22 protein-coding genes and 1 tRNA gene are annotated in these 26330 nt (G+C 52.5%); 11 read left to right on the top strand and 12 right to left on the bottom strand.

Features of this window, described 5'->3' with window-relative positions; genetic code table 11:
* Positions 1-99: 99 nt before the first annotated feature.
* The gene (locus tag PJE062_RS05250; RefSeq protein WP_008547991.1) at positions 100-969 is read left to right on the top strand and encodes a BadF/BadG/BcrA/BcrD ATPase family protein; all 870 of its coding nucleotides are present in this window, start codon (positions 100-102) and stop codon (positions 967-969) included.
* A gap of 35 nt (positions 970-1004) precedes the next feature.
* Here the strand turns inward: PJE062_RS05250 and PJE062_RS05245 are convergent, their stop codons facing one another.
* From PJE062_RS05245 to PJE062_RS05220, 6 genes are all read right to left on the bottom strand, one after another.
* Positions 1005-1607: a hypothetical protein gene (locus tag PJE062_RS05245; RefSeq protein WP_008547973.1), complete on the bottom strand. Its 603-nt coding sequence runs from the start codon at positions 1605-1607 to the stop codon at positions 1005-1007.
* Between the two features lie 40 nt (positions 1608-1647).
* Positions 1648-2172 carry a curlin repeat-containing protein gene (locus tag PJE062_RS05240; protein ID WP_008547788.1) on the bottom strand — a complete coding sequence of 175 codons (525 nt, stop codon included), beginning with the start codon at positions 2170-2172 and terminating at the stop codon, positions 1648-1650.
* Positions 2173-2289: 117 nt separating this feature from the next.
* Complete coding sequence (locus PJE062_RS05235; RefSeq protein WP_008548068.1) at positions 2290-3852, bottom strand: curlin; 1563 nt, start codon at positions 3850-3852, stop codon at positions 2290-2292.
* A gap of 250 nt (positions 3853-4102) precedes the next feature.
* Positions 4103-5053, bottom strand: a complete 951-nt coding sequence (locus PJE062_RS05230; RefSeq protein ID WP_008547629.1) for a CsgG/HfaB family protein — start codon at positions 5051-5053, stop codon at positions 4103-4105.
* 15 nt (positions 5054-5068) lie between these two features.
* Positions 5069-5536, bottom strand: a complete 468-nt coding sequence (locus PJE062_RS05225) for a curli assembly protein CsgF (RefSeq protein ID WP_208608798.1) — start codon at positions 5534-5536, stop codon at positions 5069-5071.
* A 345-nt stretch (positions 5537-5881) separates the two neighbouring features.
* A tRNA-Ile gene (locus PJE062_RS05220) sits at positions 5882-5958 on the bottom strand.
* A 208-nt stretch (positions 5959-6166) separates the two neighbouring features.
* On the opposite strand from PJE062_RS05220, the gene PJE062_RS05210 reads away from it, so the two are divergent.
* The 3 genes from PJE062_RS05210 (at position 6167) to PJE062_RS05200 (ending at position 10052) form a co-directional block, all read left to right on the top strand.
* Positions 6167-7249, top strand: coding sequence for an AI-2E family transporter (locus tag PJE062_RS05210; protein ID WP_008548016.1), 1083 nt, complete (start codon positions 6167-6169; stop codon positions 7247-7249).
* A 126-nt stretch (positions 7250-7375) separates the two neighbouring features.
* Entirely contained in the window at positions 7376-8131 is a 756-nt protein-coding gene (locus PJE062_RS05205) for an SIMPL domain-containing protein (RefSeq protein ID WP_008548001.1), read from the top strand.
* A 481-nt stretch (positions 8132-8612) separates the two neighbouring features.
* A complete protein-coding gene (locus PJE062_RS05200) occupies positions 8613-10052 on the top strand; it encodes an MFS transporter (protein WP_208982171.1) in 1440 nt (479 codons plus the stop codon).
* 110 nt (positions 10053-10162) lie between these two features.
* Here PJE062_RS05200 and PJE062_RS05195 read toward each other — a convergent pair whose 3' ends face one another.
* Both PJE062_RS05195 and PJE062_RS05190 read right to left on the bottom strand, forming a co-directional pair.
* Positions 10163-10465 carry a hypothetical protein gene (locus tag PJE062_RS05195; RefSeq protein ID WP_008547372.1) on the bottom strand — a complete coding sequence of 101 codons (303 nt, stop codon included), beginning with the start codon at positions 10463-10465 and terminating at the stop codon, positions 10163-10165.
* A 293-nt stretch (positions 10466-10758) separates the two neighbouring features.
* Complete coding sequence (locus tag PJE062_RS05190) at positions 10759-11085, bottom strand: hypothetical protein (RefSeq protein ID WP_008547503.1); 327 nt, start codon at positions 11083-11085, stop codon at positions 10759-10761.
* Between the two features lie 397 nt (positions 11086-11482).
* Between PJE062_RS05190 and PJE062_RS26685 the strand changes: the two genes are divergently transcribed.
* From PJE062_RS26685 to PJE062_RS05175, 3 genes are all read left to right on the top strand, one after another.
* Positions 11483-11821 carry a hypothetical protein gene (locus PJE062_RS26685; protein ID WP_008547721.1) on the top strand — a complete coding sequence of 113 codons (339 nt, stop codon included), beginning with the start codon at positions 11483-11485 and terminating at the stop codon, positions 11819-11821.
* Positions 11822-11960: 139 nt separating this feature from the next.
* Complete coding sequence (locus tag PJE062_RS05180) at positions 11961-12254, top strand: Imm53 family immunity protein (RefSeq protein ID WP_037036126.1); 294 nt, start codon at positions 11961-11963, stop codon at positions 12252-12254.
* Between the two features lie 26 nt (positions 12255-12280).
* Positions 12281-13201, top strand: a complete 921-nt coding sequence (locus tag PJE062_RS05175) for a hypothetical protein (protein WP_037036124.1) — start codon at positions 12281-12283, stop codon at positions 13199-13201.
* A gap of 71 nt (positions 13202-13272) precedes the next feature.
* Here the strand turns inward: PJE062_RS05175 and rpoD are convergent, their stop codons facing one another.
* From rpoD to PJE062_RS05160, 3 genes are all read right to left on the bottom strand, one after another.
* Positions 13273-15378 (bottom strand): RNA polymerase sigma factor RpoD, encoded by a 2106-nt coding sequence (gene rpoD, locus PJE062_RS05170; protein ID WP_008547764.1) that lies wholly within the window; start codon positions 15376-15378, stop codon positions 13273-13275.
* A 539-nt stretch (positions 15379-15917) separates the two neighbouring features.
* Positions 15918-17876: a DNA primase gene (gene dnaG, locus PJE062_RS05165; RefSeq protein ID WP_008547443.1), complete on the bottom strand. Its 1959-nt coding sequence runs from the start codon at positions 17874-17876 to the stop codon at positions 15918-15920.
* A 181-nt stretch (positions 17877-18057) separates the two neighbouring features.
* Positions 18058-18519: a GatB/YqeY domain-containing protein gene (locus tag PJE062_RS05160; RefSeq protein WP_008547492.1), complete on the bottom strand. Its 462-nt coding sequence runs from the start codon at positions 18517-18519 to the stop codon at positions 18058-18060.
* Between the two features lie 250 nt (positions 18520-18769).
* Between PJE062_RS05160 and carA the strand changes: the two genes are divergently transcribed.
* Positions 18770-19960: a glutamine-hydrolyzing carbamoyl-phosphate synthase small subunit gene (carA, locus tag PJE062_RS05155; protein ID WP_008547418.1), complete on the top strand. Its 1191-nt coding sequence runs from the start codon at positions 18770-18772 to the stop codon at positions 19958-19960.
* A gap of 144 nt (positions 19961-20104) precedes the next feature.
* Here carA and PJE062_RS05150 read toward each other — a convergent pair whose 3' ends face one another.
* Complete coding sequence (locus PJE062_RS05150; protein ID WP_208978965.1) at positions 20105-20554, bottom strand: MerR family transcriptional regulator; 450 nt, start codon at positions 20552-20554, stop codon at positions 20105-20107.
* Between the two features lie 1307 nt (positions 20555-21861).
* On the opposite strand from PJE062_RS05150, the gene PJE062_RS05145 reads away from it, so the two are divergent.
* The 3 genes from PJE062_RS05145 (at position 21862) to greA (ending at position 26205) form a co-directional block, all read left to right on the top strand.
* On the top strand, positions 21862-22095 hold the full coding sequence (locus PJE062_RS05145) for a helix-turn-helix transcriptional regulator (RefSeq protein ID WP_008547646.1): 234 nt from the start codon (positions 21862-21864) through the stop codon (positions 22093-22095).
* A 178-nt stretch (positions 22096-22273) separates the two neighbouring features.
* Complete coding sequence (gene carB / locus PJE062_RS05140; protein WP_008547574.1) at positions 22274-25636, top strand: carbamoyl-phosphate synthase large subunit; 3363 nt, start codon at positions 22274-22276, stop codon at positions 25634-25636.
* A 95-nt stretch (positions 25637-25731) separates the two neighbouring features.
* A complete protein-coding gene (gene greA / locus PJE062_RS05135; protein WP_008547672.1) occupies positions 25732-26205 on the top strand; it encodes a transcription elongation factor GreA in 474 nt (157 codons plus the stop codon).
* The last annotated feature ends 125 nt before the right edge of the window (positions 26206-26330 follow it).

Below are 26330 nucleotides of genomic sequence, written 5' to 3'. Positions count from 1 at the left end.
GCCGGGATCACTGCCGCTAAAACTGACAGGTCTCAACCATGCATTAAACACCTGCTGCCATACACAGCACAGGGATTGGAACGAACAGAGGCAAACCTCATGGATTACATTCTGGGTGTTGATGGCGGCGGCTCCACATGTCGTGCAGCAATCGCAACAGCAGACGGACGTTTACTGGGCCGCGGTAAAGCAGGACCAGCCAACATCTACAGCGATCCAACCCAAAGCCTCAGCTCCATCCTCCACGCCGCAAAAGAAGCCTGCGAAGATGCTGGCCTCACCGAAGACGCTTTACAGCACACCTTCGCCGTACTGGGCCTTGCCGGCGCCAACGCCCACAACGACCCCGTCGGCCTTGCCGAAAACCTACCCTTCGCTGCAGTTCAGGTCGTCTCCGACAGCCTGATAGCTCTGGAAGGTGCACACGGATCTGAAGACGGCGTCATCGGCATTCTCGGCACCGGCTCCAACTTCATGGCCCGCAAAGGCGAAAAGCACTACTACCTCGGCGGCTGGGGATTCCACTGCGGAGATCAGGGCAGCGGTGCCAAAATGGGCGAACGCGCACTGGAAGAAGCCCTGCTCGCCCACGACGGCCTGCGCAAACTCTGCCCGCTCACAGAACACATCCTGCGCCAGTTTGACGACGACCCGCGCAAGCTTTCTGAGTTCGCCCGCACAGCAAAGCCGAAGGACTTCGGCGAGTTCATGCCCATCATCCTCATTTACGCGAAGCAGCAAAGCAGCCTTGCCCTCGACATTGTCGAAGAAGGCACCACCTACGTGGCCTCAGCTCTGCGCCTCTTGAGCGATGACGGCAAACTCCCCATCGCCCTCCTCGGCGGCCTCAGCCACGCCTACGACGCATTCCTCCCGCCAGACCTGAAGCAGTTCATCGTGCCTGCCAAAAACGACGCCTTGCGCGGCGCACTGGCCATGGCAGAACGGGAAAACGCACTGAACACCTGAGCCTCAGGAAACGCTTCCAAACTGACTCCCAGCCTCTACTGCTGATGCACCATCACGGTGTTGCCCGGCGCATGAACCGTCAGCGTATTGCCGGCACCAGTATCTGCAGTCTTGAGCCCGTTTCCGCGCTGAGTGTAAAGCACGCTGGTTCCGTTGCTCGTCACAGCCAGCCCGGCCTCGTTGTTGTTGCCGTGCTGCCATAAGGTGCCTTTGGAATTGTTGCCGGAAACCTCCACAGAGCCCTGATTGCCATCACCCGTCTGGAACAGATTGCCCGTTGAGTTATCACCCGTGATCACCACAGCGGCGTCATTCCCAACACCGCCGCCATTGGGCGCAAGAAAGCTGTTGCGCACAGCAAGCGCTGCTATGTCATCCGCCGTATCCAGCTGATCCTTCGAGGCACCAAAAATCTTGCCAACAAGCCATGTCCCCCTCAAACCATGCTGCCCAAGGCCTGCAGTCAAGGTATCACCGCCCTGCAGAACGGTTGCCTCAGTATTATTGGCATTCTGTGTCACTTGAACCTTGTGACTGTCACCCACCTGCCGGATAAGCGCTGAGTTCCCGTCACCTGCAAACACAGCACACGGCATCAGCAAAGCAGCCAGAATAATTCCTACGAAATTTCTATACATAACCATCACCCGAAAATCGGAGCGATGAGCCCACCTAAGGCTATTGCCCCTGCATAATACTCAGAGAATTTCCATTCCCGAACTGATTGAAGAACGCCCGGTTGTTGTTCCCAAACTGCCCCACCAGCGCATTGTTGTCGTGGCCATAAACTCTGCCGGAAAGCGAGTTGCCGTACCCGTATTGAATGAAACCAAAACCATTCCCGGTTCCCTGCGCTTCATAAAGCACCGTGTTCCCCGTTCCGATGATGAGCCCCTGCCCGGCAACCGGTGAGTTCGGCACACCGCTGATCGTCGAAGGCTCCACTGGTACAATCAAACTGGCAAAACTCTCTTCAAGACCACGAAGACTGATGGTGTTGCCACCGTACTCCGTCACCTGCGGAATATTGCCGGTGAACACCTTTGCGCTCTTTTCTTCCAGATATCGAAAACTCTGATTGTCCAGCGCATATCCTGTTGCATTCACCTGAGGAATAACCGCCAGCTCCTGCGCGGCACTCCAGGAAAGCCCGATAAACAGGGCACTCCAAAAACCAAGACAACCAACAGATCGACCCAACATGACAATGCTCCGGAAGTGGACTAAGCCACTTCCATCACATCACAGCGTTTTCTATTTTTTCTGGATTCAGTCACTAAAACTGAAAAGACCCCGGCCCTTAGGCCGGGGCTCTATGACTTACCAGGTAGAAGAACCATCCAGTGTCTGGAATGGAACCGAGTTGTCAGTCATGATTGTTGGAACACCCACATTGGCTGCACCCTGATTAATGGTCGCGGAGTTGCTATCACCAGTCTGGATGACATCAGCAAGGTTGTTGTTCCCTTTCTGACCAACCAATGCCCTGTTGTGACTTCCCATGACAGAGACACCTGCCACGTTGTAATCACCGATCTGCCCCACCTGAATGTGGTTATCGTTGCTCTTAGAGGTATCATTCCTGTTACCAACGTTACCGGTTATCATATTGCCGGTACCGTTCTGAGTAAGGAAGATCTTGTTCTGGTCACCATAAACATCTTCAAAGTCGATGTTATTGCCATCACCACCTTTTTGAATGAACTGTAGGCGGTTATAACTACCATCAACTACCCCGACAGTTACACCGTTGTCGTTTGTCGTCTGCAACACGTAAAACTTGTTGAGGTTAGGCCCATTCAATCCATCAATGTAAACACCATTGTTATCACCGGATTGTTTCACTGCGATGTATTGCTGATCACCCCATGAGTAACCAGAGAATGCATTACCCGCACCATTCTGCTGAATGGAAACTTTACCGTTGGTACCGCCACCAACATAATCAACAGTGTTAGAGTTGCCAGCCTGACGGGTCCGGATCCAGAAGTTACTACCATTGACGCTAACATCAACATCCTGCAGGTCACCAGTCTGGCGGTACCCAGCATCATTCATGTCACCTTCAATGACAGATTTGGTGTAGGACTGAGTAGCACCTGCATCCTGAACCAGATCAACCATGTTGCTATCACCTCTGGACTCAAGCCAGAAGTTGTTGCGAGAACCATTCTGATAAGCTGATGTATGGTTGGCAGAACCAACCTGGATCAACTTCGCACCATGAGATGGTCCTTCAACAACAGGAGTTCCGGTACCCGTTGGATCTGGTGGTACATCGTTGATGTTAGCACCGTTGAGCTTACCACGCTGACGGATTGTTGCAGTGTTCACACCGCCAAGCGCATTGTCATTTTCCTGAGTTACTCGCGCTACAACATTGGTGTCACCACGCTGGTCAATCGTCAGGCTGTTCTGCAAGGCCGCTGCACCTGCCTGACCAGTCTGCTGTACGTTCCAGACACGATGATCAGGAGTACGGTCAGATGGAGATCCATTTGCTCGCTGCAAGATACTTGCAGTGTTCTGGTCTCCAGACTGAGTAACGTTTCTCACCATTTGATTGTTATCTTGATTAACGGAGAGAGTGTTGCTGGCGCCATGTTGAACCATCTGTCCATGGAGGTTGGCGTTGGCTGTGCGATCGTTACCAGCAATGTTGTTGCTGCCTGTCTGCAGAACAGTTGCGGTGTTTCCACCACCAGTGGTGTTGGTCTGCTGAACAATCGCGTTGTTACTGTCGCCAATCTGGGTGATTGTGCCCGTGTTGCCTGCACCAGCTAAATTGACCTGGCTCAGGGAAGATGCATTACCATCTCCCGCATGCGCAGCAGCAACTGAAAATGCTAAAGCTGAACATGACAAAATAAGAATTTGCTTCATAATTTCGAACCTTCACCTATAATAGTTCGGGTGAGCAAAGGTGATTGCAACCAATCAAATTTGCTCCGTTGCGACATGAGGGTGTGTGAGTTTTAGCGAGGTCGCACACCCTCTATTACCGTTTTTACGGTAACCGAGATCTCTTGCCACCAATTCTCATAGCCTCTTATTTTCAATAAGTTAGAGATGTTGGAGTGCAGGAGGAAAAAGTTGGATGCTGTTCTAGAACTGCTGAACATTTCGCAACATCCTAAGATTTCTTATTCGCCCACAGGTTTGACCGTGCCAGTGGAACACTGCCTCTATACGGCCCCATATTCGCAGGGGGGCGAGCCTTTTTAACCTTTACACGCTGGGTGACCTGTGCCTTCTCCGATGTGTATTCCTGATACAAAGCATTGGCTTGCGCCGGGTTCTCAAAACTCCAGGCTCCAACGCGGGCACCTTCCATCACGATGGCATAAACCGCCTTCTCAATGGCTTGCTGAACAGCCAGCGTCACAGGCTCATTCTTGGTGATCCCAGCTTCAGCTTCTAAAATTTCATCCAAAGCGATGTAGCGGAACGCACCGCCCTTCAGCCCAACAGAGACAACGGATTTCTGAACCATCACGTTGGCCATGACTTCACCGGTCCGCGTGCTGACAGCACGAAGCGATACAGTCACATCATCCTGTCGGTAGTCCGCATTGCCACCAATGCCCAGATAGCGAGCCCCGGCACCGCCTGTGCGGGTGTTGCTGTCATACCCAACAACGCCGCCCTCAAACAAAACGCCAGCGTAAAGCAGCGGCGGCAGAACCTTCGGGTCCACCTTGTCTTCACCCAGATAGATCTTACGGATCTGCGTGACGATCTGACGTTCCTTCAGCAAGGCATCCAGATTGCCCCTCTCAACCACACGGAACCACTTGCGATCACCGGCATCCTGCAAAGCACGAACCAGCATGGTATCCGCCCCTTGCGTCACAGAACGAGACAGGGTCTGCACTTTATCGGAGGGCTTATATTGCCCCGTCAGATCCTGATAGCTGTAAACCGCAGCATAGACGGGTTCTTTCGGAGGCGGCAGCTTTTTCAACTTGCTGGCCTGAACAGACACCGTCGCAAGTTGAGGTCCGGGACTAAAAGCCATGCGTGTTACCGGCCCGCAAGCAGACAACGACAACGCCATGGCAACCACAATGGATTTCTTCATCATATCAATAACCTGGCATTAATTTATAGGAGTATCAGTCTGCAGAACCGGAACCGTAATATCGGTAATCGCGCCTGTGCTTTCGTCAATAATCTGCAGTTGAATGGAATCTGAACCGCGAACAAATGAAACTTTCTGGTCGCCAAAACTAACGGTGCCGCTGTCCTTTGGATCATCACCAAAGATCGCCTGGGAAACCTGATCCGCCAGCGCATAAATCAAGCGGTTCTGCAGCTGGCGCACAAACAAGTCAGCCAGGCTGCTGCCGGAACCATCCGCCCCGCTGCCGGAACCGGACCCATACTTGTTGCTTCCCCCAACAGTCGCCGTTTTCTGCGCGTTGGCTGTTGCAAACAGGTGCGTTGTGTTGGCCGCATATCCGCCAAAGCTTGGATTAGTCGGCTGATAAATAAGTTGTTGTGCGTGAGAAGAGCCCACGCTGAGGGCACACCCCAGCATAAGCCCGAGAGCAGATGTTAGTCTCATAGCAACCCCTAATCTAACGAGGACTTCACGATAAATTTCTGAGAAAGAAAGTGTCAGTTGTATCGATGTAGCTTTGGTATATTAGGGGATTACTATTGTGTCATCTCTCGACATATCGAGGTATTAGTTTCTTTTAACAAGGTAAGAACCAAGTAATTACTATGAACTAATTTCACTTAAGGGATTATTGATAGAATATATCACCCATGAATTCATGGTGGCATAATTATCAATTCTAATAGCGCCCAGATGATTACAGCAGGCAGGCAAAATGCACTCCACCACAAGATGCAACCTGCACCACGACAGCGAGTTTTAAAGAGAAACAAAGAAGATAGGGAGAGGTGGTAGGCCCGGAGGGACTTGAACCCCCAACCAGTCCGTTATGAGCGGACGGCTCTAACCAGTTGAGCTACAGGCCCTTACCGAGGACAGGTTCTACACCAACAACCGCCGTGGAGTAAATTGTTTAAAGCCGGGAGTCCGGCAGATCCTGTTGAAACTTGGGGATGTGTCTTTTCCCCGTCAGATCAACAGAGGATTCATCACAATGCTTTATAAATACCTGATTTTAAGAGAATATGTGAAAACTCAACACGCCACCGACAGCCTGCCCCCTTGGAGTGCATGATGCGCCAGCCCCTCATAAAGTTCACCGCCTCCCTCTTTCTCCTTGTCGTTATTGGCTGGCTACTCTTCATAGGGCGCTCCCTCATCATCCCCCTGATTATCGCATTGGTGCTTTGGTACATCATCAACTCAATGTCCTCCGCCCTGCGACATCTGCCGGTGGTCGGCACCTACCTGCCGCGTCCCCTCACCATTTTGCTGGCCCTGTTCGCGATCTTCTATGTCGTCGGCATCCTGTTCAACATCGTCTCGGTCAATCTGCAGCAACTGGCCTTCGACGCCCCGACATATCAGGGTCGGCTGGATGAACTGCTGCTCAAGCTGGCCAATCAGCTGAATATGGAAAAGCCACTCCAGCTTTCAGATATCCTGCCCAACTTCTCGCTGAGCGCAGCCCTCAGCACCGGAGCCTCTGTTCTCACCAGCCTTGCCGGTTCCAGCTCACTGGTCTTCATCTACGTGCTCTTCATGATTTTTGAGGCCGCCACGTTCGATAAGAAACTGGCCGCGCTCTTTGAAGATTCTGATCGTGTGCAGCTGGCGTTTGCCATTCGTGGAGAGATCGGTCGCCGCATGCGTCATTATATGGGCATCAAAACCGGCGTCAGCATCATCACCGGCTTCCTCACCTATGCCATCACATCCTGGGCGGGCCTGCCTTATGCAGCGCTCTTCGGCTTCATCGCCTTCTTGCTCAACTACATCCCGACCATCGGCTCCCTGATCGCAGTCATCTTCCCGAGCCTGCTGTCACTGGTTTACTTCGACACCCTCACACCATTTATCGCCATTACATTGGGCCTCGGAGCAGTTCAGTTCATTCTCGGCAATCTGGTGGAACCACGTCTGATGGGCACACAACTTAACATTTCACCCCTCGTTATTATGATCTCTTTGAGCTTTTGGGGCGCATTATGGGGTGTAATTGGAATGGTGCTGTGTGTGCCACTTGTCGTGCTCGCCATCATCATTTGCGCCCAGTTCCCGTCTTCCCGCCCCATTGCAATCCTGCTGTCGGGAGATGGAAACGTGGGTGATCCAATTATTCTTGATCATCAAAATCAAACCCGTGAATTGACATGATCACGCCCGAGAGCCGCCGCAATTGTAACTTCTAATTGCATTTCTCGATATTCGGCTGATCAAGAATGACAGTCAGGCCCCCTGATCTTGCATCAGCCCAAACGACTTTGACATTGGAGTTTTTTAATGCAGAACAAACAGAAGAAATTGCGTCTTCCAAGCATGAGCGCACTGGCCGTTGCCGGTCTTGTTGCCGCCGCCCTTGTTGTTTCCAGTGGTGTAAATGCCAAGGCTGCTGAGCAGACCGGCAAAATCACCATCTCTGGACAGGGCTCCGTCAACGTGGCACCGGATATGGCGACGCTGGTTTCCCGCGTCATCACGCAGGGCGATGACGCAAAATCTGCACTTCAGCAAAACTCAGTCACCATGCGCGCCATCCTTCAGGATGTTGAAGACGCTGGCATTGACAAAAAAGACATCCAGACCACCGGCTTTGATATCTCCCCGATCTACGACAACCGTCGTCTCAACAACGGTGAGCGCAAAGCCCCTGAGATTGTTGGATACCGCGTACAAAATGGCATCCGCATCAATCTGAAAGACATCACCAAACTCGGCACAACACTGGATATGCTGGTGCAGAACGGCTCCAACGATGTGGGCCAGATCCAGTTCGGTGTTACCAATCCTGAGAAATACATTGATGAAGCGCGGGAAAGCGCAGTGAAGGATGCCCGCACCAAGGCCGAAACCTACGCAAAAGCTGCTGGTGTCACACTCGGCAAAGTCCTGAGTATTTCCGAAGCTGGATACAACCCAAGCCCATATCCGGAAATGATGGCGATGAGAGCTGCAAAAATGGACAGCGCCCCTCCAATTGCAGCAGGGCAAGAAACCCTCTCGTCATCTGTGACAATAACATATGAGCTTGTGCAATAAACACGAGCCTCCAACACCACCTTCAAAACCCCGCGCCCCGCGGGGTTTTCTTTTTCCAGCCCGGCATTTCCTGTCAGCCAAACTGGTGCAAGAAGAAAAGCGCCATGCTACACTTGGCAACACCACGCTCATCAGCAGCAGGAAAAGCGACCTCCACTTTCCCAGGCTGCGCAGCACCCCAAATCCGGCAGTTTTGACAAGTCATAAAACAAGCATGACTATGTGCAGAACACCGCCATATGCCCGCACCAAACCACGCCTCTCGATTTGCCCTGATGTTTACCGAAAAAAGGGCCTCCCCGTGCTAAGGAAAGGCTAAGCCCACGAAACAAAAGGAACAATCCGCCAATTTATGCGGGGCCAATTTATGCGGAATCGATTTCTGGCGGTCTTAACAGGCCTCTTCATTTAATAAGAAAATACTTTACTTATTAAATCCCGCAAATTAAGAAAGAGATATATTTCTAAATAGGTGATACTCGTGACCATATCCAATCCCACACAATCTGTTCCTTTATCTCCCTTAAAGAACCTGACGATGGATGGTCGCTGGTTAGCGTCCCTCATTATGATCCTCGGCGTTGGCTCTGCCAGCATGAACAACTTCCTGTCCTCCGCCATCATGCCAGACATTATCCGTGATCTTGGCGGCCAGCAGCGCGCCTTCTGGGTGCTCAGCTTGTTCCAGATCGGCTCCATTCTGGCTGGCACTGTGACAGGATCCCTGAAAGCCAATGTTGGCGCCCGCCCGCTCTTCATCGCCGCCGCACTGTCGTTCCTCGCGGGCTCCTTTGTTGCAGGCGCAGCCAATTCGCTGGAACACCTGCTGCTTGGCAGAATGCTTCAGGGCCTGGGAGAAGGCATGATCGTCTCTCTCTGCTACACCCTGATTTCAGACCTTTACCCCAAAACCGCCGTTTCCTCCGTCTTTGCACTCCTCTCAGGTGTCTGGGCAGTCTCAGCAGGTATTGGCCCCCTCACCGCCGGAATGCTGACCGACAGCTGGTCCTGGCGCGCTGTGTTCTATGCAAACCTGCCGCTCGCCATGCTCCTGCTGATACTCGCTATCACCGTCATTCCTGCAACCACAAGGGAAAAGACAGAGACATCTGCAGGCACAGGCAAAAAGAATATCATCCCGCGCCTCTCCTTGCTCGCAGTGGCCGTGCTGTTGATCGCCTATGTGGGCGAACTGCGCGACCTCAGACACATCTCATTAGCACTGATCGTTGGCGTAGCCCTGCTGTTCATGGCCGTCAGTTGGGATAAGAAAAGCAGCGCGCCCTTCATTCCACGCAGCGCCTTCCAGTTCAACGGCATCATCGGCCTTGGCATGTGGGTCACACTGCTGCTCTCCATCTCCAGCGCCGCCCGCGTTGTCTACGGCACGGCCATGGGACAGGTTCTCTGGGGCCTCACCGTCACGCAGGCCTCTTACGCCATGGCCATCACCGCTTTCAGTTGGACAGCCGCAGCATGGATCGTCGCGCGCGTTCAGACACCGCACGTACAGACCTACCTGATCCGTGTGGGAACCCTGAGCATCATCGCAGGTTCACTGCTCACCATGTGGGCTCTTTCCGCCATGTCTCTCTGGATCTTCCTCGTCTCCTCCATCTTTGCCGGAGCAGGATTTGGCATGAGCAGCCAGTTCCTCAAGAAAGCAATCATCTACGCGGAGCAGGATGATGAGCGCGACAGAGCCTCTGGCTTCATCGGTCCACTGCAATCCGCTGGCATGGCGATTGGCGCGGCCTTGGCTGGCCTGCTGGCAGGCCTCACCGGCTTCTCCATCCCCGGTGCAGAAGATCTGATCACATTGGAAAATGCAGCTTCATCCGGCCCCCTCGTCTTCCTCGTCATGGCACTCATCTCCAGCCTTGCCGCCATCGCAGCGTTCAAAATGCCAAAGATGACCTAAGCTTTGGAGGAGAGACAGCATGTGCCGCAAATGTGGAGACAACCCCGGCCGCGATCCGCCAGAGTCATAGGCACCGGCCGGTGCTCAAATCAAAGGACGTCCATCAGGGTTTAGCGAGGCAATGGCTGCCCCGGTGGCGGCGCAGGCGGCTGCCGCAAAGGCTGATCAAAATATCTGTCAGGCCCATGACCGCCCCATCCAACATTGTGCATGCGGCTCATCATCACAAACATCATGATCGCGACAATCACCACAAGAACCAGCAGGGTCGTGACAATCGAAGCCACAATCACCCATCCCCGCCCCGGCTTCCGCTCCACAGCAGCCCGCAACCCATCCAGCTCACGACGAAAATCTTCCGGCTCCATATCCCAGCTCCATTGCACACCGTAGAGCAAGAATGGCAGAAACACCGGAACACCCAGTTGAAGAAACGCTTCAGTTTGAAGACATCTGCGCGGGTACTCAAAAAGCCAATATCATCCTTGGGAAGCCAAAACGCTGGCCTGCGGGCAAGAGGCGCCCGGCCGCAGACCAGCAGGACACTCATGAAGGGCTGTGCAAGGGTGGATTCTGCGTATTCCCGAAAAGTGGAATCCGGTTTTCGGATAAGAATACGCAAAATCAAAGTCTGAAGCAGTTTATCTGTTTCAGTTTGAAGGCAAACTGCTTTAGTCGCAGCCCTTGGAGTGCCGATCACAGTGATCTAATCAAGAGACACAATATTGGTGTTGACCGGTGTTGGAGAGGAGACGCTGCGTGTCGCGCTGCCGGAAGCCTCTCTAGGGGAGAAGGTGCCGAACAACGCATCAGTCAAAATTCCGCAGGTCTTATCAAGTGCCTCTAGGCGGTCAGAGAGTGCATAGTGCAAGGTGATCAAAGCATCACGCTCGCTGCTGTTCTTCATCCGCTCACTCAGCACCAGATGCTGAACGTAAACAAGGTTCTGAAGATCAGAAACGGCAACGTTCACTTCGTCAATTTCATTTTGAAGAGTATTTGTGGCGCCACAGGCGCATGCAGTGTCGTCCATATTCAAAGCCTTCTTTTCTGGCTGTTGAAGTTCCGCACGACAGATGAGCTTTCTACGACCCACTGGCGAGCGGGAGGTTAGAAACCTGGAAAAGACAGGCGAGTTTATTCCCCCCCGAAGGAGGTGTTGTATTCACCGCCCTCCCGCTCATAGCAAAGGGTTTGCGCCCTCAGAAAAAAGACACAAAAAATCCGCTAGTTAACGGGAGCGGTAGCCGCTTTTCAGAGGTTTCTACGCCTCACATATGAATGTGGAATGGAACCGCCCACCTGTCAACGAAAAGTTGCACAAGCCGACAAGGTGTTGCCCCAAGGATACGCTGATAACCCCCCACTCCCCGTCATCCCGCACGAAGCAGTACCTTCCCTCCTTCGTCATCCCGCACAAGCACAGCGCGATGCGGGACCCAGAGCCCCAAACACAAACCTCTCACCCCGCACTGGATACCGGATCTCCACTCCGCTCCGTCCGGCATGACGGCGAGGGCACCGCAGACCACACGAAACAGCACCTCCCCTCCTTCGTCATCCCGCACAAGCGCCGTGCGATGCGGGACCCAATGCCCCAAACACAAACCTCTCCGCTGGATACCGGATCTCCACTTCGCTCCGTCCGGCATGACGGCAGCGGAACAAGCAAAACGGCTTCACACCTCTCCGCCGTCTTCCCGCACTCGATGCGGGATCCAGAACACGAATGGTGGTTGCACGAAAATTCGCCTGAATTGCCGCCTTAATCAGCAGGATGGCATTTATTCCTTGATGAGGTCACCAAGATGACTGCCTCTGCTAAACTTTACTTTTAACAGCCCGCCATCCATTCTGTTTTCATTGCGTATTTCTAACAGGTACAACTATTTAATAAGGCAATTTGAGATGGATATAGTCGGTTTGGAAGACTGGTATGCAGATCTGTGCAACGGAGACTGGGAGCATACCGGAGGCATCAAAATAGAGACCCTCGACAATCCAGGATGGTGTATCACTGTTACATACGACCCTCATGAACCCGAGCCCGAGAGCATTAAGTGGCTTCTGGAGCATTACTCCAACCCAGAGAAACCGATTTTTGTAAAATATGACAGGGAAAAACTAACTCTGGAAGTTCTGTGTGAAGGCACACACACATTAGCCGACGCAATGAGAATGGTTTTAGCAGTCAAGGTCTGAAACGACGACTTTTAGGACATACTTCAATGCTTGAAATTAGAGAATTTGGCGAATGTACCTTTCTCAACTTCGCCTCACCTGAGCAAGGGATAAAGAAGGAGCTGTTAACGCAGCTAGGCTTAACGTCAATCTACCTTTCCGATGATGTGCTGGTTGGTGATGATGATAATGAGATTGGGCCACTACTAAGTATCATCGCATCACTGCCCTCAGATAAACTGATAGATATCTCGTGGATTGAGCTAATCGATCCCGCCAGCAACGAACCATTTGTCGATGAGTATGTATTTGTCTTTTCAAACAAAAAGGACGATCTGAACTTATATCTGAATCAGTACTGCACCAGAATATCCGGCTCAAGTTTTGAACTTACGTTTGACCGCAGTTTCAGCTTTATCATGTTCCACGATCCATTCTGCGAATATCTGGAGTTCGCCGGAGGTGAGAACTTAATTGCTCAAGTTTCGGAGACATGTAAGGAGGCAGTGTTGACGTTTCAGCAAGCAACAGCTTCAGGTCTCCAGACTCTATTCGTGTTGAACGAAAGCAACTCTATTGAGCAAGCTGGTGATCTGGAATTTTACGCTTCATTGGAGAGTGTCATAAATGACGTTGAATCCATCGACATAGCGAACAATGAGTATTCCCTATTCGATTCAAACGGATACTTTTATGAGTTCAACCTTGATGGTGAACGCATCACCGTCGACACAGAAAGCAAAGTAGCCAGAGCAAATCTCGCCCGCTCTGTAATCGAAATGCATATTTCAGAACTCCCCTCAAAACATCACCTGACAACAAAATTTACAACAGATGGTGACCTTCAGCAGCTGTGCGAACTCTGCTTTCAACTCCAGAACAGATCACTGAACAAGAAGTCTCGTCATCGAAGATTGAGGGCCGGATCAATCATTAATAAATTTCTGCAGATTTTCAGTCGTAAATAAAATCACCCTCCAACAAAAAAGCCAGCCTCCTTGCAGAGACTGGCTTCTTAATTCTCAACCAGTGCAGCGGGTTAGCTGTCCAGGAAGCTCCGCAGTTTGCGGGAGCGGCTTGGGTGTTTCAGCTTGCGCAGGGCTTTCGCTTCAATCTGACGGATACGCTCACGGGTAACGGAGAACTGCTGACCAACCTCTTCCAGAGTGTGGTCGGTGTTCATGCCGATACCGAAGCGCATACGCAGAACACGCTCTTCACGAGGTGTGAGCGATGCCAGCACGCGGGTCGTGGTCTCACGAAGGTTCGCCTGAATAGCCGCATCAATCGGCAGGATGGCGTTTTTATCCTCGATGAAGTCACCAAGATGGCTGTCTTCCTCGTCACCAATCGGTGTTTCAAGGGAGATCGGCTCCTTAGCGATCTTCAGCACCTTACGGACCTTCTCAAGCGGCATCTGCAGCTTTTCAGAGAGCTCTTCCGGGGTTGGCTCACGGCCAATCTCGTGAAGCATCTGACGAGAGGTACGAACGATCTTGTTGATCGTCTCGATCATGTGCACCGGAATACGGATGGTGCGTGCCTGATCCGCGATGGATCGGGTGATCGCCTGACGAATCCACCAGGTCGCATAGGTTGAGAACTTGTAACCGCGGCGGTATTCGAACTTGTCTACCGCCTTCATGAGGCCAATGTTACCTTCCTGAATAAGATCCAGGAACTGCAGGCCACGGTTGGTGTATTTCTTGGCAATGGAGATAACGAGACGAAGGTTCGCTTCCACCATTTCCTTCTTCGCGATACGTGCTTCGCGCTCACCCTTCTGCACCATGGAAACCAGTGTGCGGAATTCGGTGATCTCGAGGCCAGTCTCAGTCGCAAGGGACTGAATCTCGCCGCGCAGTTCGCGGATCATGTCACCGTCGTTGGTCACAAACTTCTTCCAGCCACGGCCAGAAAGGTTTGCAACTTTACGGATCCAGTTCGGGTCCAGTTCAGAACCCTGATAGTGTTTGATGAAGTCAGCGCGGTTCACGCCGTTGCTATCTGCAAGACGCAGCAGGCGGCCCTCATAACCCATCAGCATTTTGTTGATGGAGTACAGCTGCTGAACCAGTGTCTCAATACGGTTTGCATTGAGGTGCAGGCTCTTAACTTCAGCAATAATGTCTTCTTTGAGCTTCTTGTAACGACGCTCCTGAGACGGGGACAGTGTTTTGTTGGCCAGCTTGTTTTCAACCAGCTGATCCTGAAGCTTACGCAGCTTCTTGTAGTCCTCGGTGATCTTGTCAAAGATCTCAACGACCATAGGCTTCAGTTCTGCTTCCATCACGGAAAGAGAAACGTTTGCCTCGTACTCGTCGTCATCGTCGTCAGTAGATTCGCCACCTTCGCCGGTCTGCTCACCCTGAGCGCCATCAGCTGCAGGAGCCGGAGCAGCAGCGCCATTGGCTTTGCGTGCTTCTTCTTCCTTGCGCTTGCGGGCTTCTTCTTTTTCCTTCTGGCGAACCGCTTCAGGAACTTCACCCTCACCGGCTTCTTCCTGCTCAGACAGATCATCATCAGACGGACCACCTGCATCACCAGGACCAGAGTAAGTCGCATCCAGATCAATAATGTCACGCAGCAGAACTTTGCCTTCGGCCAGTTCCTCACCCCAGATGATAATCGCCTGGAAGGTCAGCGGGCTTTCGCAAAGACCAGAGATCATAGCCTCACGGCCAGCCTCAATGCGCTTTGCAATCGCAATTTCACCTTCACGGGAAAGAAGCTCAACAGAGCCCATCTCGCGCAGGTACATACGCACCGGATCGTCGGTACGGTCGGTTGGTTCTTTAGCAGTGGAAGTCTTGGTAACAGCAGTTGAAGACGCAACAACCAGCTCGCCGCCATCTACAGCAGCCGGTGCATCTTCTTCCTCTTTACCTTCTTCCGCATCTTCCGCCTCAACAACGTTGATGCCCATTTCAGAAAGAAGCGACATGGTGTCTTCAATCTGCTCAGAGCTCACCTGATCAGGAGGAAGAACTTCATTCAGTTCGTCATAAGTGATGTAACCGCGTTTTTTTGCGGTCTTGATCATTTTCTTGACGGCGGCGACCGACAAATCCAAGAGAGGACCATCTTGTCCTTCTGCGCCTGCCGGTTCCTGCGTATCTTCAGCTTGTGTCGCCTTCGTCGCCATATTCTGCTCCAAAGTCGCTGGTCGTGCGCCAGCGAACTATTGCGTTACGCAACCCATCGCCCCCGTGCATGAACCCACACAGGTAGCATTTGAATCACATTTGACTTTGGGGTTTAACGCAAAGTCCCTTAAACCTGACTTAACCCTGGTATCAAAATGTTTTCACGGAATTGAAAACCCAAAACACATACGGGCAGGAGTGCTCACCGGCATCCCTACCGTTTTAGGCCGTCTCCGGCACATTCCAGGCATCGACAGCGCTGATTATCCGACTATGATTTCGCCGCTCTAGTGACATCTCAGGTCAACGGGCGCTCGTATCGGCTGTCTGACTTAGTGTATGTAGCTCGCCTTTTGTGATTCGCAAGGGCGATTCGGCTTGGTCAATCTGATTCTGGGGGATTTTGGACAGATCATTGCCAGTTTTTCTGGATAACTTTGAAAAACAACAGCTCTTCTATCACAAATCTACCTCAAGTTGTCATCACCCAATCCCGCAGGGTGAACCAACAAATTGACCGGAAATTCCGCTTCAGACGTTATGCAAGAACGGAACTTTTCGTAGAGCGCATCTTGGCGGCACGCTCTGCTAGCTCTTGTTCATCACGCAAACATTCTTCACGGCGGCGAGACAGATCCTGCTGCAGAGCCTGAAAACGGCTCCAGCTTTCTTCGGTCAGATCCTGCTCCATGGCCCGCGTCTCATGCTCAAGCTCCAACTCCAACATGCGCAACTCAAGCATATCGGCATAGTTCAGGAACAGCATCTCCACGAAATCTTCCGGCGGATCATTCTTCAGGATTTGCAAGCGATTGGTCAGCGCATCCCAGCGCCGCAACGTTGAACTCTTGCTGCCATCCTCTTCACCACTCGAGCTCACAATGGCTTCCTGCAGGATCTGATAGAACCGCTCATCCAGCTTGTTGTAGATCTGAGTAACCGCCCCTTCAGCAAGGTCCGTCGCAATCCGCACCAATGCCGCCATGAACATAGAGTGCAGCTCGTTGGAGTAGGTCAACTGCGAGATGCGTTCAAAGTGACGCTCAAACAGTTCAGGATACATCAGACACATGGTGCAGAAGCTGCGCTCCACACCATAAGCTGGCGTATCAGGCGCTTCCACCTTGGCCAGAGAAGCACGGTCATTGCCACCTTGCGGGCCACGCCAGCCACCATCACGGCCCCCGCCCTGCCCGCGGTTCCGACGGCTCTCCTCATAAAACAGGTTGGAGAGCTTAAGGCGCAGGTCCATCCGGTAGCGCTTTTGAACGCGCTCATCCTTGATGGTGCCCACCAGATCTTCAACGGCCTTCTCAAGGGCCGCCTTACGCTCTGGCGTATCAATCCGAGCATGCTCGCTCTCACGCTGCCAGACAACCTCAGAAAGGGGCAGCGCCTTCTCCAGCTCGCCATACATGGCAGAGGTGCCACCAGCGTTGATCACATCATCCGGGTCCTGCCCGTCTGGCAAGAACGCAAACTGGAAGGACTTGCCACTGGTCAGCACAGGCAGAATACGGTCGACAGCTCTATGCGCAGCAGAGATACCGGCCACGTCGCCGTCAAAACAGATCACCGGCTCATCGGCAAACTTCCAGAGCCGCATGATCTGGTCTTCGGTGAACGCAGTACCAAGGCTCGCAACCGTGCCTTTCATACCCGCCTGCCAAAGAGCGATGGCATCCATATAGCCTTCCACCACAATCGCCTGCCCGGCTTCATAAGCAGGCTGGCGGGCGCGGTGAGCATTGAACAGCATCGTCCCTTTATGGAAGAGTGGTGTTTCCGGTGAGTTCAGATACTTCGGTTGCCCATCCGGATCCATGGTTCGGCCACCAAACGCCACCGCTCTGCCGCGATCATCATGGATCGGAATCATAAGGCGGTTTCGGAAACGGTCATAAGATGGACGGCCATCATCTGGCTTGATCAGCAGGCCAACCTCAATCAGTTCAGCTTCACTGATGTCTTTCGCCATCAGAGCTTTCTTCAGGTTATCACGGCCCGGAGGCGCAAACCCGAACTGAAACTCATTCAGCGTCTCTGCCGACAAACCACGCCGCTGCACATACTCTTGCGCGGCACGCCCTTCAACAGACTGGAACATATGGCGATAATACCGCGCCGCCATCTCACAGACATCGGTCAGTGTATTGCGTTTAGCAGCACGTTTTGCGGCCTGAGGGTCTGGCGCTGGCATGGCGATTCCTGCCAAACCGGCCAATTCTTCCACAGCTTCAGGAAAACTGAGGCCCTCTGTCTCCATCAGAAACTTGAAATGATCTCCACTTTCACCACAACCAAAACACTTATAGCGGTTGCGGCGCTCATCCACGTGGAAGCTTGGAGACTTCTCAGAATGGAAGGGACAGCAGGCCCAGTAGTCGCCCTTGCCAGGCTGCGATTTGCGTCGATCCCAGGTTACACGTCGCCCCACCACGTCCGTAAGCGAAACGCGGTTGCGAATGTCATCAAGGAAGAGCTGATCAAAGCGCATAGTAGTCCATAGTGTGGTTCTGGCCCGAAAGCAGCTGACATGGCTATTTTATAACCATGTCCCCCCGGAGAAGCCAGCAAAACCCCCAGAACACTGGCTTAACGCATGAATTTGCTTCAGGAAAAAAGAAAAGCCGCATCATGACGACGCGGCGACCTAAAAGTGCTCCGGAAATACGGATTTATTGCGGAGCACGGAGCATTTGCTTGACCATGCAGCTGGCCTTCGCAAAGTCCATCTGGCCCGGATAACGCTCTTTAAGCTCGGCCATACAGCGGCCCATGTCACGCAGTCCGCGCGCTTCAACGCATTCGACAACTGTTTGACAAACAAGCTTCATTTCGTACTCGCTCAGCTGAGAAGGCAGGAACTCACGGATCATTTCCGCTTCCTCGCGCTCCTGTACAGCAAGCTCAACCTTGCCGCTCGCTTCACAGTGCGTCGCTTCCTGCTCACGCTGTACCAGCATGGTGTGCAGCAGGTCCATAAGCTCTTCTTCGCTCAAGCCATCGCGTCCCTGCTCACGAGCAGCCATATCCCGGTCCATGATAGCGGCGGTGATCAGGCGCAACGTGGCGGCACGTCTCTTGTTATTGTCTTCTTGCGCGGCTTTCAGCGCATTCGCTATTTTGTCTCGCAACATACTAAAGGAACCCTGACGCGGAAACTTTAAAAGAGGCTCTCTAAATCCCGGATAAGACGCCTCATCCTTCTGATTTAGGCTAATTTCCTGTAACTCGCGCGCGATTATTTCTACACGAGTGATATTGACCAGAGTGACCCCTTCTCCTATGGTCCCGGCCTTGATGCGACTGTGACGCGCCAAAGTCAAGTCCCTTCGGTGCGTTTCAGATGGACGCATATTGTCATCAACCGTATCAAGAAAGCAAGTGATGAAAGCTCAAGACGCGTGGTCAGCACCCAAACCTACCGCCCTCCTCGTTCTCGCAGATGGCACAGTCATTGAAGGCCGAGGCGTTGGAGCTCTTGGAAAAGCGTCCGGCGAAGTCTGCTTCAATACGGCAATGACCGGGTATGAAGAGATTCTCACAGATCCTTCCTACGCAGGACAGATCATCACCTTCACGTTCCCTCATGTAGGCAATGTGGGAACCAACGAAGATGATATCGAAACTGTAGACATGGAAGGCACCAATGGCGTTCGTGGTGCGATTCTACGCACCGACATCACCACTCCTTCCAACTACCGCTCTGGCAATCACTTCGATGCCTGGCTCAAAGCCCGCGGCATTGTTGGTCTGACAGGCGTGGACACCCGAGCACTCACCGCCCTCATCCGCGAAAAAGGCATGCAGAACGCTGTCATCGCGCATAATCCTGAAGGCGAGTTTGATGTGGACGCACTGAAAGCAGAAGCGGCCAGCCTGCCAGATCTGGAAGGCATGGACCTTGCAAAAGGCGTCAGCACGCAGAAGACCTACGACTGGAACGAAACCACCTGGGAATGGAATGACGGTTTCGGCGCTCAGGACAAACCAGCCCACCACGTGGTGGCAATGGACTTCGGCGTAAAGCGTAACATCCTGCGCCTGCTGGCTGAAGCTGGCTGCCGTGTAACAGTTGTGCCTGCAAACACCTCAGCTGATGACATCCTTGCGTTGAAGCCGGACGGAGTGTTCCTCTCCAACGGTCCTGGCGATCCAGCAGCAACAGGTGAGTATGCGGTTCCGACCATTCAGGGTCTGGTAAAATCTGGCCTGCCGCTCTTCGGCATCTGCCTTGGTCACCAGATGCTTGCACTTGCTTTGGGCGGAACAACTCAGAAGATGCATCAGGGCCACCATGGCGCAAACCATCCGGTCCACGATTACACCACCAACAAGGTTGAGATCACCAGCATGAACCACGGCTTTGCTGTGAGCGCTGGTAGCCTGCCAGACAACGTGGAAGAAACACACGTTTCCCTGTTCGACGGCACCAACTGTGGTCTGCGTGTAAAAGATGCGCCTGTCTTCTCAGTACAGCACCACCCGGAAGCATCGCCGGGCCCGCAGGACAGCCACTACCTGTTCTCTCGCTTCATCGAGCAGATCGAGAACCACAAGGCTGCAGCGGCTGCATAATAGAGCCAGAAAGTAGAAAACGATTGAAAGCGGGGCCGAGTGTCCCGCTTTTTCTTTGCCGGTAACCTGAAAACGTAAACTCAGGACAACAAAAAACCCGGCACCAATGGAGCCGGGTTCCATATTAAGAAAACAAAGAAGCGATTAAGCTGCTTCTGTTTCCAGCATGCTGGTCAGTGCCTGAGACACACCACGAACTTCTGCAATTTGTTCCTGAAGCGCTTGCTCCTGCTCATGAAGCAGCTGCTCCTGCGCACCACAAATTTCCTGAAGTTCTTTAAGCTGGTCTGCACGAGGGCTAGAACCCTCAACAAGCTTGATGATGCGACGAACTTCTGCAAGCGTCAGACCGATCTTCTTGGCCTGCAAAATCACGCGCATACGGCTTACGTCACGACCTCTGTAGAAGCGGCGTGCGCCACGACGTACAGGATTAAGAAGGCCCTTCTCCTCATAGAAGCGAAGTGTACGCAGAGTTACACTAAACAACTCTGACATCTCAGAGATTGCCAGCAGCTGACCGTCCCCATCGTCCTCACGAATTGGTCCAGCGATATCTGCCGCGACATCTAGCTTACTAGGAATACTGTTCATTTCCATTTGCCCGGTGGTTTGTATGTTAAACCTTAGAAGAGTTACAAAAGTTCATCATTTCAGCTCCCCACCCGGTGCTTCCATGAATTCCCCTAATAACTTTTGTACTCCCCCACTTCTGTACTAGCTTGTGTAGTAGCATTTGATACCCACTCACACTGCGGAAGCTTTCCCATGTTCATATGAACATGGATACAGGCATCTCCCAGTGAGGAATGAGTACCCCCACTTTCAAAGTCCTCAACGAAATCTATGATAATTCATATTGGACAATTCATAATCTACACAACGAAACCGATAAAATATAGCCCGCCTTCGCATTTTTTACTTCGTAAATGCAACGTATACACTAGGACATATCAGAATTAACATCATAAGTAGTTATACTAGATAAGTATTATGAAAAAATTCCGACACCTAATTTTGTCAGAACGCTGATCTATTCTACATTTCGCGTCAATTTTCCAAAGATGTTCCTGCGTTATCTGAGATGATATACTAGGAAACCGTCAATTACATATTGTCTATAATATGTGAACATGACGAAGGGATAGAGAGAACGAACAATAAAACTTTTAACTACTCACCTTCTTTAGATCTGCTCTGACTTTATTCTTTCTCAGCAAAACGAAAATTGGCCGACCAAATGACCGCACTGCACATTTTTTAAACAGGATGTTCATTTTTCGCGCTGCAAAACTTTTACCTTACCTCGCGTACAGAGGGGATAAGGGGCAGTCTGATACATAAACAGGCAGGATATTGGGAAAATCGCACCAGCAAAAAGCACTAAAAAATGCGCATTGCACAATTTTGGCCACCCAATTTCATTAATTGAAACTTCTTCAGCTTGTGCAAACCAAAACAATCAGGCGACGGCCAGCACCCCCGCCGCTCAAATCACCACATCAAAATGACGTGCCGTTAAAACCCGAACTTGCGTTTAGCCCTTCAAGAGGCCATTGACGATCCGTCTGATTTGAAACCTGAACATGGCATGCCGATGCACATCCATCTTTTTGCCCTTCAGATGAGCCCGATAGAGGATGAGTTCGTTGAGCATGGGTATCTCCGTAATGAGCTGTATGAATGGAAAGCCACCTCAGCTTTGTGTGCATCAATCGCACAGGCTTACAGATGTTTTCCTGATACACCACAATTATAAGCGCACAAATTGCGCCTCATCAAGGTAAATAGCGCAATTTTTGCGCCTTTTGTATTCTGTTATATGCAATAGTACCAATGCTGATTATTATACAGCAGTCTGTACAATGAATTTTCAGTCTGGGAATCATTAGGTTAGTATCATGAAACCATCTCAGTTTCGGGCTTGGCGCAAGTCGATGGGTTATAAGCAAAAAGAGGCAGCAGAACGCCTCGGCTTAAAAAAACGAATGATTCAATATTATGAAAACGGCAATCGAGACGGTAAACCGGTAGAAATTCCCAAGTCAGTCCGCCTTGCCTGCTATGCCCTGAGTCACGGCATTGCAGACTTTGATGGTGAAAAACCCACAGAGACTTCGACTTTAGCTGAATAAACTCCCCTTAAGTCTTGAGAAAAAAAACCGGATTATTTCGGAAATAGGCGTTGGTTGGGGTTTCTAATTACTCCAATATTTCTTATAACGCGCGCTCAGCCGACATACTCCTATAGAGGGCACACCAGAGCACCATGCGGGTGCACTGGTGCTTTAACGCGAGCATATGTGAGTCACCATGCCTAAACGCAATGACATCCAATCTATCATGATCATCGGGGCTGGACCCATCGTGATTGGTCAAGCCTGTGAGTTCGATTACTCCGGAACTCAGGCTTGTAAGGCACTGCGAGATGAGGGCTACCGAATAATCTTGGTGAACTCCAATCCGGCGACCATCATGACCGATCCGGATCTGGCTGACGCGACCTACATCGAGCCAATCACCGCAGACGCCGTTGAAAAGATCATCGCCAAGGAGAAGCCGGACGCTCTCCTGCCAACCATGGGCGGACAGACCGCACTGAACTGCGCGCTGGAGCTGGACCGCAAAGGCGTACTCAAGGCACACGGTGTTGAGATGATCGGTGCAAAAGCCGACGTGATCGACAAGGCTGAAGACCGTGAGAAGTTCCGCGCAGCGATGGACAAGATCGGTCTGGAGAACCCGCGCGCCGCAATCGCCTCCTCTCCGCCAATCCTTGATGATGAAGGCAACATCACCGGATACGACCGCGGTGCAGGCTACGCAGAAGCCATGCGCCAGCTGGACAGCATCGGCTTGCCTGCCATCATCCGCCCGGCCTTTACCCTCGGCGGCACCGGCGGCGGCGTAGCGTATAACCGTGAAGAGTACGAGCAGATTGTTCGCTCCGGTATCGACGCGTCTCCAAACGGCCAGGTGCTCATCGACGAAAGCTTGCTCGGCTGGAAAGAATACGAGATGGAAGTGGTTCGCGACACAGCGGACAACTGCATCATCATCTGCTCCATTGAGAACATCGACCCAATGGGTGTGCATACAGGCGACTCCATCACCGTCGCCCCTGCCCTCACCCTGACGGACAAAGAATACCAGATCATGCGGAACGCCTCGATTGCGGTTCTGCGTGAGATCGGCGTGGAAACCGGCGGTTCCAACGTTCAGTTCGCGGTAAACCCGGACAACGGACGTCTGGTCGTCATCGAGATGAACCCACGCGTATCCCGTTCCTCCGCTCTGGCATCCAAGGCAACCGGCTTCCCGATCGCTAAGATCGCAGCAAAGCTGGCAGTCGGCTACACACTGGACGAGCTGGAAAACGACATCACCGGCGGTGCAACACCAGCATCCTTCGAACCAACCATCGACTACGTGGTCACCAAGATCCCGCGCTTCGCATTTGAGAAGTTCCCGGGCTCTGAACCAACTCTGACCACTGCGATGAAGTCCGTTGGCGAAGTGATGGCCATTGGCCGCACCTTCAAAGAGAGCATGCAGAAAGCCCTGCGCGGTCTGGAAACCGGCCTCACTGGCCTCGATCCAATCGACCTCGACGGCCTCGGCCATGGTGACGACTCCAACGCCATCCGCAAGGCACTGGCAGTACCAACGCCAACCCGTCTGCTCAACGTGGCACAGGCAATGCGCCTTGGCACCACCAACAAAGAGATCTTCGATATCTGTAAGATCGATCCATGGTTTCTTGAGCAGATCAGGGAAATCGTGGAGATGGAACAGAAGGTCGTTGAACACGGTTTGCCGAACAACACCGAAGCCATGCGCATGGTCAAAGCCATGGGTTTCTCTGACAGCCGCCTTGCAGTGCTGGCCGACACCACAGCCGACAAAGTCGCTGCTCTCCGCGCTGAGCTGGATGTGAAGCCGGTCTACAAGCGCATCGACACCTGCGCAGCAGAGTTCGCCTCTCCGACCGCTTACATGTACTCCACCTATGAGACACCAACCGCTGGCCTGCCATCCTGCGAAGCGCAGCCTAGCGAGCGTCAGAAGGTTGTTATTCTGGGTGGCGGACCAAACCGTATCGGTCAGGGCATCGAGTTCGACTACTGCTGCTGTCACGCCGCCTTCGCTCTGAAGGACGCTGGCTATGAAGCAATCATGGTAAACTGTAACCCGGAAACGGTTTCTACAGACTACGACACCTCTGATCGCCTCTACTTCGAGCCACTCACTTCCGAAGACGTGCTGGAAATCCTGCGCCTCGAACAGTCCAACGGCACCCTGAAGGGCGTGATCGTACAGTTCGGTGGCCAAACCCCGCTGAAACTGGCGGAAGCTCTGGTAGAAGCTGGCATCCCAATTCTGGGCACCGCTCCGGACATGATCGACCTTGCAGAAGATCGCGATCGCTTCCTGCGTCTGCTGCACAAGATCGACCTGAAGCAGCCAGAAAACGGCATCGCCTACTCTGTTGAGCAAGGCCGCCTGATCGCCAACCAGCTTGGCCTGCCGCTTGTTGTTCGCCCATCCTACGTGCTGGGTGGCCGCGCAATGCAGATCATTCGTGACGAAGAAGCACTCAACAACTACCTGCTCGGCACTCTGCCGGAGCTGGTTCCACATGACGTGCGCGCCAAGTACCCGAATGACAAGACCGGCCAGATCAACACCCTGCTCGGCACCAACCCGCTTCTGTTCGACCGTTACCTCGACGGCGCAATCGAAGTGGACGTGGATGCCCTGTGCGACGGCGAAGATGTCTTCATCTGTGGCATCATGGAACACATCGAAGAAGCTGGTATCCACTCCGGCGACAGCGCATGTTCCCTGCCAGCCTACACACTGGACGACAAAACCCTCGCTGAACTGGAAGAGCAGGCACGCAAACTTGCGCTCGCTCTGAACGTTGTCGGCCTGATGAACGTACAGTTCGCAATCAAGGACGGAGAGATCTACGTTCTGGAAGTGAACCCACGTGCATCAAGAACCGTTCCGTTCGTGGCGAAAACCATCGGTGAGCCAATCGCCAAGATCGCAGCACGTGTTATGGCTGGCGAGAAACTGTCTGCCTTTGATCTGAAGCCTAAGAAGCTGGATCACGTGGCGGTTAAGGAAGCTGTCTTCCCATTCGCTCGCTTCCCAGGCGTTGATACGGTCCTCGGCCCGGAAATGCGCTCCACGGGTGAAGTCATGGGTCTGGACACAGACTTCTCCTTCGCATTCGCCAAGTCTCAGCTCGGCGGCGGCACCGTTATTCCGGAAGGTGGAACCGTCTTCATCTCCTTGAAAGATGCAGACAAACCGAAAATTCTTGAGGCTGCTAAGAAACTGGTCGCATCAGGATTTTCCATTATATCCACCGAGGGCACACAAAGATACTTGGAAAACCAAGGCATCCCGTGCGCAAAGGTCAACAAGGTGCTTGAAGGGCGTCCGCATATCGTTGATGCTATCAAGAATGGTGAGGTTCAGCTCGTCTTCAACACAACCGAAGGCGCGCAAGCACTCTCCGATAGTCGGTCGCTTCGACAGGCTGCGCTGATGAACAAGGTTCCTTATTACACCACGGTGGCAGGAGCCGTAGCAGCAGCTCAAGGCATTGAAGCTTTCCGCGCGAAAACGCTTGAAGTAAGGTCCCTACAATCTTACTTTTGCTAAGATAGCTTAACAGGTCCGGGTTGGGGTCGCTCAGCCCGGTCAGTTTTTTAGTGTGATGGGCCACACCACCACAACGTTAGAAAGGTGTACGAGCCATGGAAAAGGTACCTATGACGCCTGAAGGTTATGCGATGCTCACGGAAGAGCTTAAGCATCGCACAACCGGAGAACGCCCGCGCATTATCGCAGCCATTTCCGAAGCCCGTGCTCACGGCGATCTCTCTGAGAATGCGGAATACCACGCAGCGAAAGAACAGCAGAGCCTGAACGAAGGCCGGATCAACGAACTGGAAGGTCTTCTCGGCCTCGCAGAAGTCATTGATCTGACCAAACTCAGCGGCGACACTGTAAAGTTCGGTGCAACCGTATCTCTCGTTGACGAAGATACCGAGGAAGAGAAGAAATACATGATCGTTGGCGATGTTGAAGCTGATGTGAAACGTGGCCGTATTTCCATCTCCTCCCCAATCGCTCGCGCGCTCATCGGCAAGTCCGTTGGCGACAGCGTTGAAGTTGCAGCACCAGGTGGCGCACGCGGTTACGAGATCGTCGAAGTCGAATTCGGTTAAGTAAATTATAGAGCTGAATTCATCGATTCAAAGCTTCTCATGAACTGAGATAATCTTTGAAGAAATTTAGCTCCCTATGATTTCAAGAAATAAAAGTGCCGCCTCGTGCGGCATTTTTTATGCAA

Origin of the sequence: Pseudovibrio sp. JE062, assembly GCF_000156235.1 — a bacterium.
In the GTDB taxonomy this organism is placed as follows: Bacteria; Pseudomonadota; Alphaproteobacteria; order Rhizobiales; family Stappiaceae; genus Pseudovibrio.
This window is presented reverse-complemented; position numbering and strand designations above follow the sequence as displayed.

What these genes read in the sequence shown, in the direction of transcription:
- PJE062_RS05250 (WP_008547991.1), top strand. Translation starts at nt 100, where the DNA reads ATGGATTACATTCTGGGTGTTGATGGCGGCGGCTCCACATGTCGTGCA.
- PJE062_RS05245 (WP_008547973.1), bottom strand. Translation starts at nt 1,607, where the DNA reads ATGTATAGAAATTTCGTAGGAATTATTCTGGCTGCTTTGCTGATGCCG.
- PJE062_RS05240 (WP_008547788.1), bottom strand. Translation starts at nt 2,172, where the DNA reads ATGTTGGGTCGATCTGTTGGTTGTCTTGGTTTTTGGAGTGCCCTGTTT.
- PJE062_RS05235 (WP_008548068.1), bottom strand. Translation starts at nt 3,852, where the DNA reads ATGAAGCAAATTCTTATTTTGTCATGTTCAGCTTTAGCATTTTCAGTT.
- PJE062_RS05230 (WP_008547629.1), bottom strand. Translation starts at nt 5,053, where the DNA reads ATGATGAAGAAATCCATTGTGGTTGCCATGGCGTTGTCGTTGTCTGCT.
- PJE062_RS05225 (WP_208608798.1), bottom strand. Translation starts at nt 5,536, where the DNA reads ATGAGACTAACATCTGCTCTCGGGCTTATGCTGGGGTGTGCCCTCAGC.
- PJE062_RS05210 (WP_008548016.1), top strand. Translation starts at nt 6,167, where the DNA reads ATGCGCCAGCCCCTCATAAAGTTCACCGCCTCCCTCTTTCTCCTTGTC.
- PJE062_RS05205 (WP_008548001.1), top strand. Translation starts at nt 7,376, where the DNA reads ATGCAGAACAAACAGAAGAAATTGCGTCTTCCAAGCATGAGCGCACTG.
- PJE062_RS05190 (WP_008547503.1), bottom strand. Translation starts at nt 11,085, where the DNA reads ATGGACGACACTGCATGCGCCTGTGGCGCCACAAATACTCTTCAAAAT.
- PJE062_RS26685 (WP_008547721.1), top strand. Translation starts at nt 11,483, where the DNA reads ATGCGGGACCCAGAGCCCCAAACACAAACCTCTCACCCCGCACTGGAT.
- PJE062_RS05180 (WP_037036126.1), top strand. Translation starts at nt 11,961, where the DNA reads ATGGATATAGTCGGTTTGGAAGACTGGTATGCAGATCTGTGCAACGGA.
- PJE062_RS05175 (WP_037036124.1), top strand. Translation starts at nt 12,281, where the DNA reads ATGCTTGAAATTAGAGAATTTGGCGAATGTACCTTTCTCAACTTCGCC.
- rpoD (WP_008547764.1), bottom strand. Translation starts at nt 15,378, where the DNA reads ATGGCGACGAAGGCGACACAAGCTGAAGATACGCAGGAACCGGCAGGC.
- dnaG (WP_008547443.1), bottom strand. Translation starts at nt 17,876, where the DNA reads ATGCGCTTTGATCAGCTCTTCCTTGATGACATTCGCAACCGCGTTTCG.
- PJE062_RS05160 (WP_008547492.1), bottom strand. Translation starts at nt 18,519, where the DNA reads ATGTTGCGAGACAAAATAGCGAATGCGCTGAAAGCCGCGCAAGAAGAC.
- carA (WP_008547418.1), top strand. Translation starts at nt 18,770, where the DNA reads ATGAAAGCTCAAGACGCGTGGTCAGCACCCAAACCTACCGCCCTCCTC.
- PJE062_RS05150 (WP_208978965.1), bottom strand. Translation starts at nt 20,554, where the DNA reads ATGAACAGTATTCCTAGTAAGCTAGATGTCGCGGCAGATATCGCTGGA.
- PJE062_RS05145 (WP_008547646.1), top strand. Translation starts at nt 21,862, where the DNA reads ATGAAACCATCTCAGTTTCGGGCTTGGCGCAAGTCGATGGGTTATAAG.
- carB (WP_008547574.1), top strand. Translation starts at nt 22,274, where the DNA reads ATGCCTAAACGCAATGACATCCAATCTATCATGATCATCGGGGCTGGA.
- greA (WP_008547672.1), top strand. Translation starts at nt 25,732, where the DNA reads ATGGAAAAGGTACCTATGACGCCTGAAGGTTATGCGATGCTCACGGAA.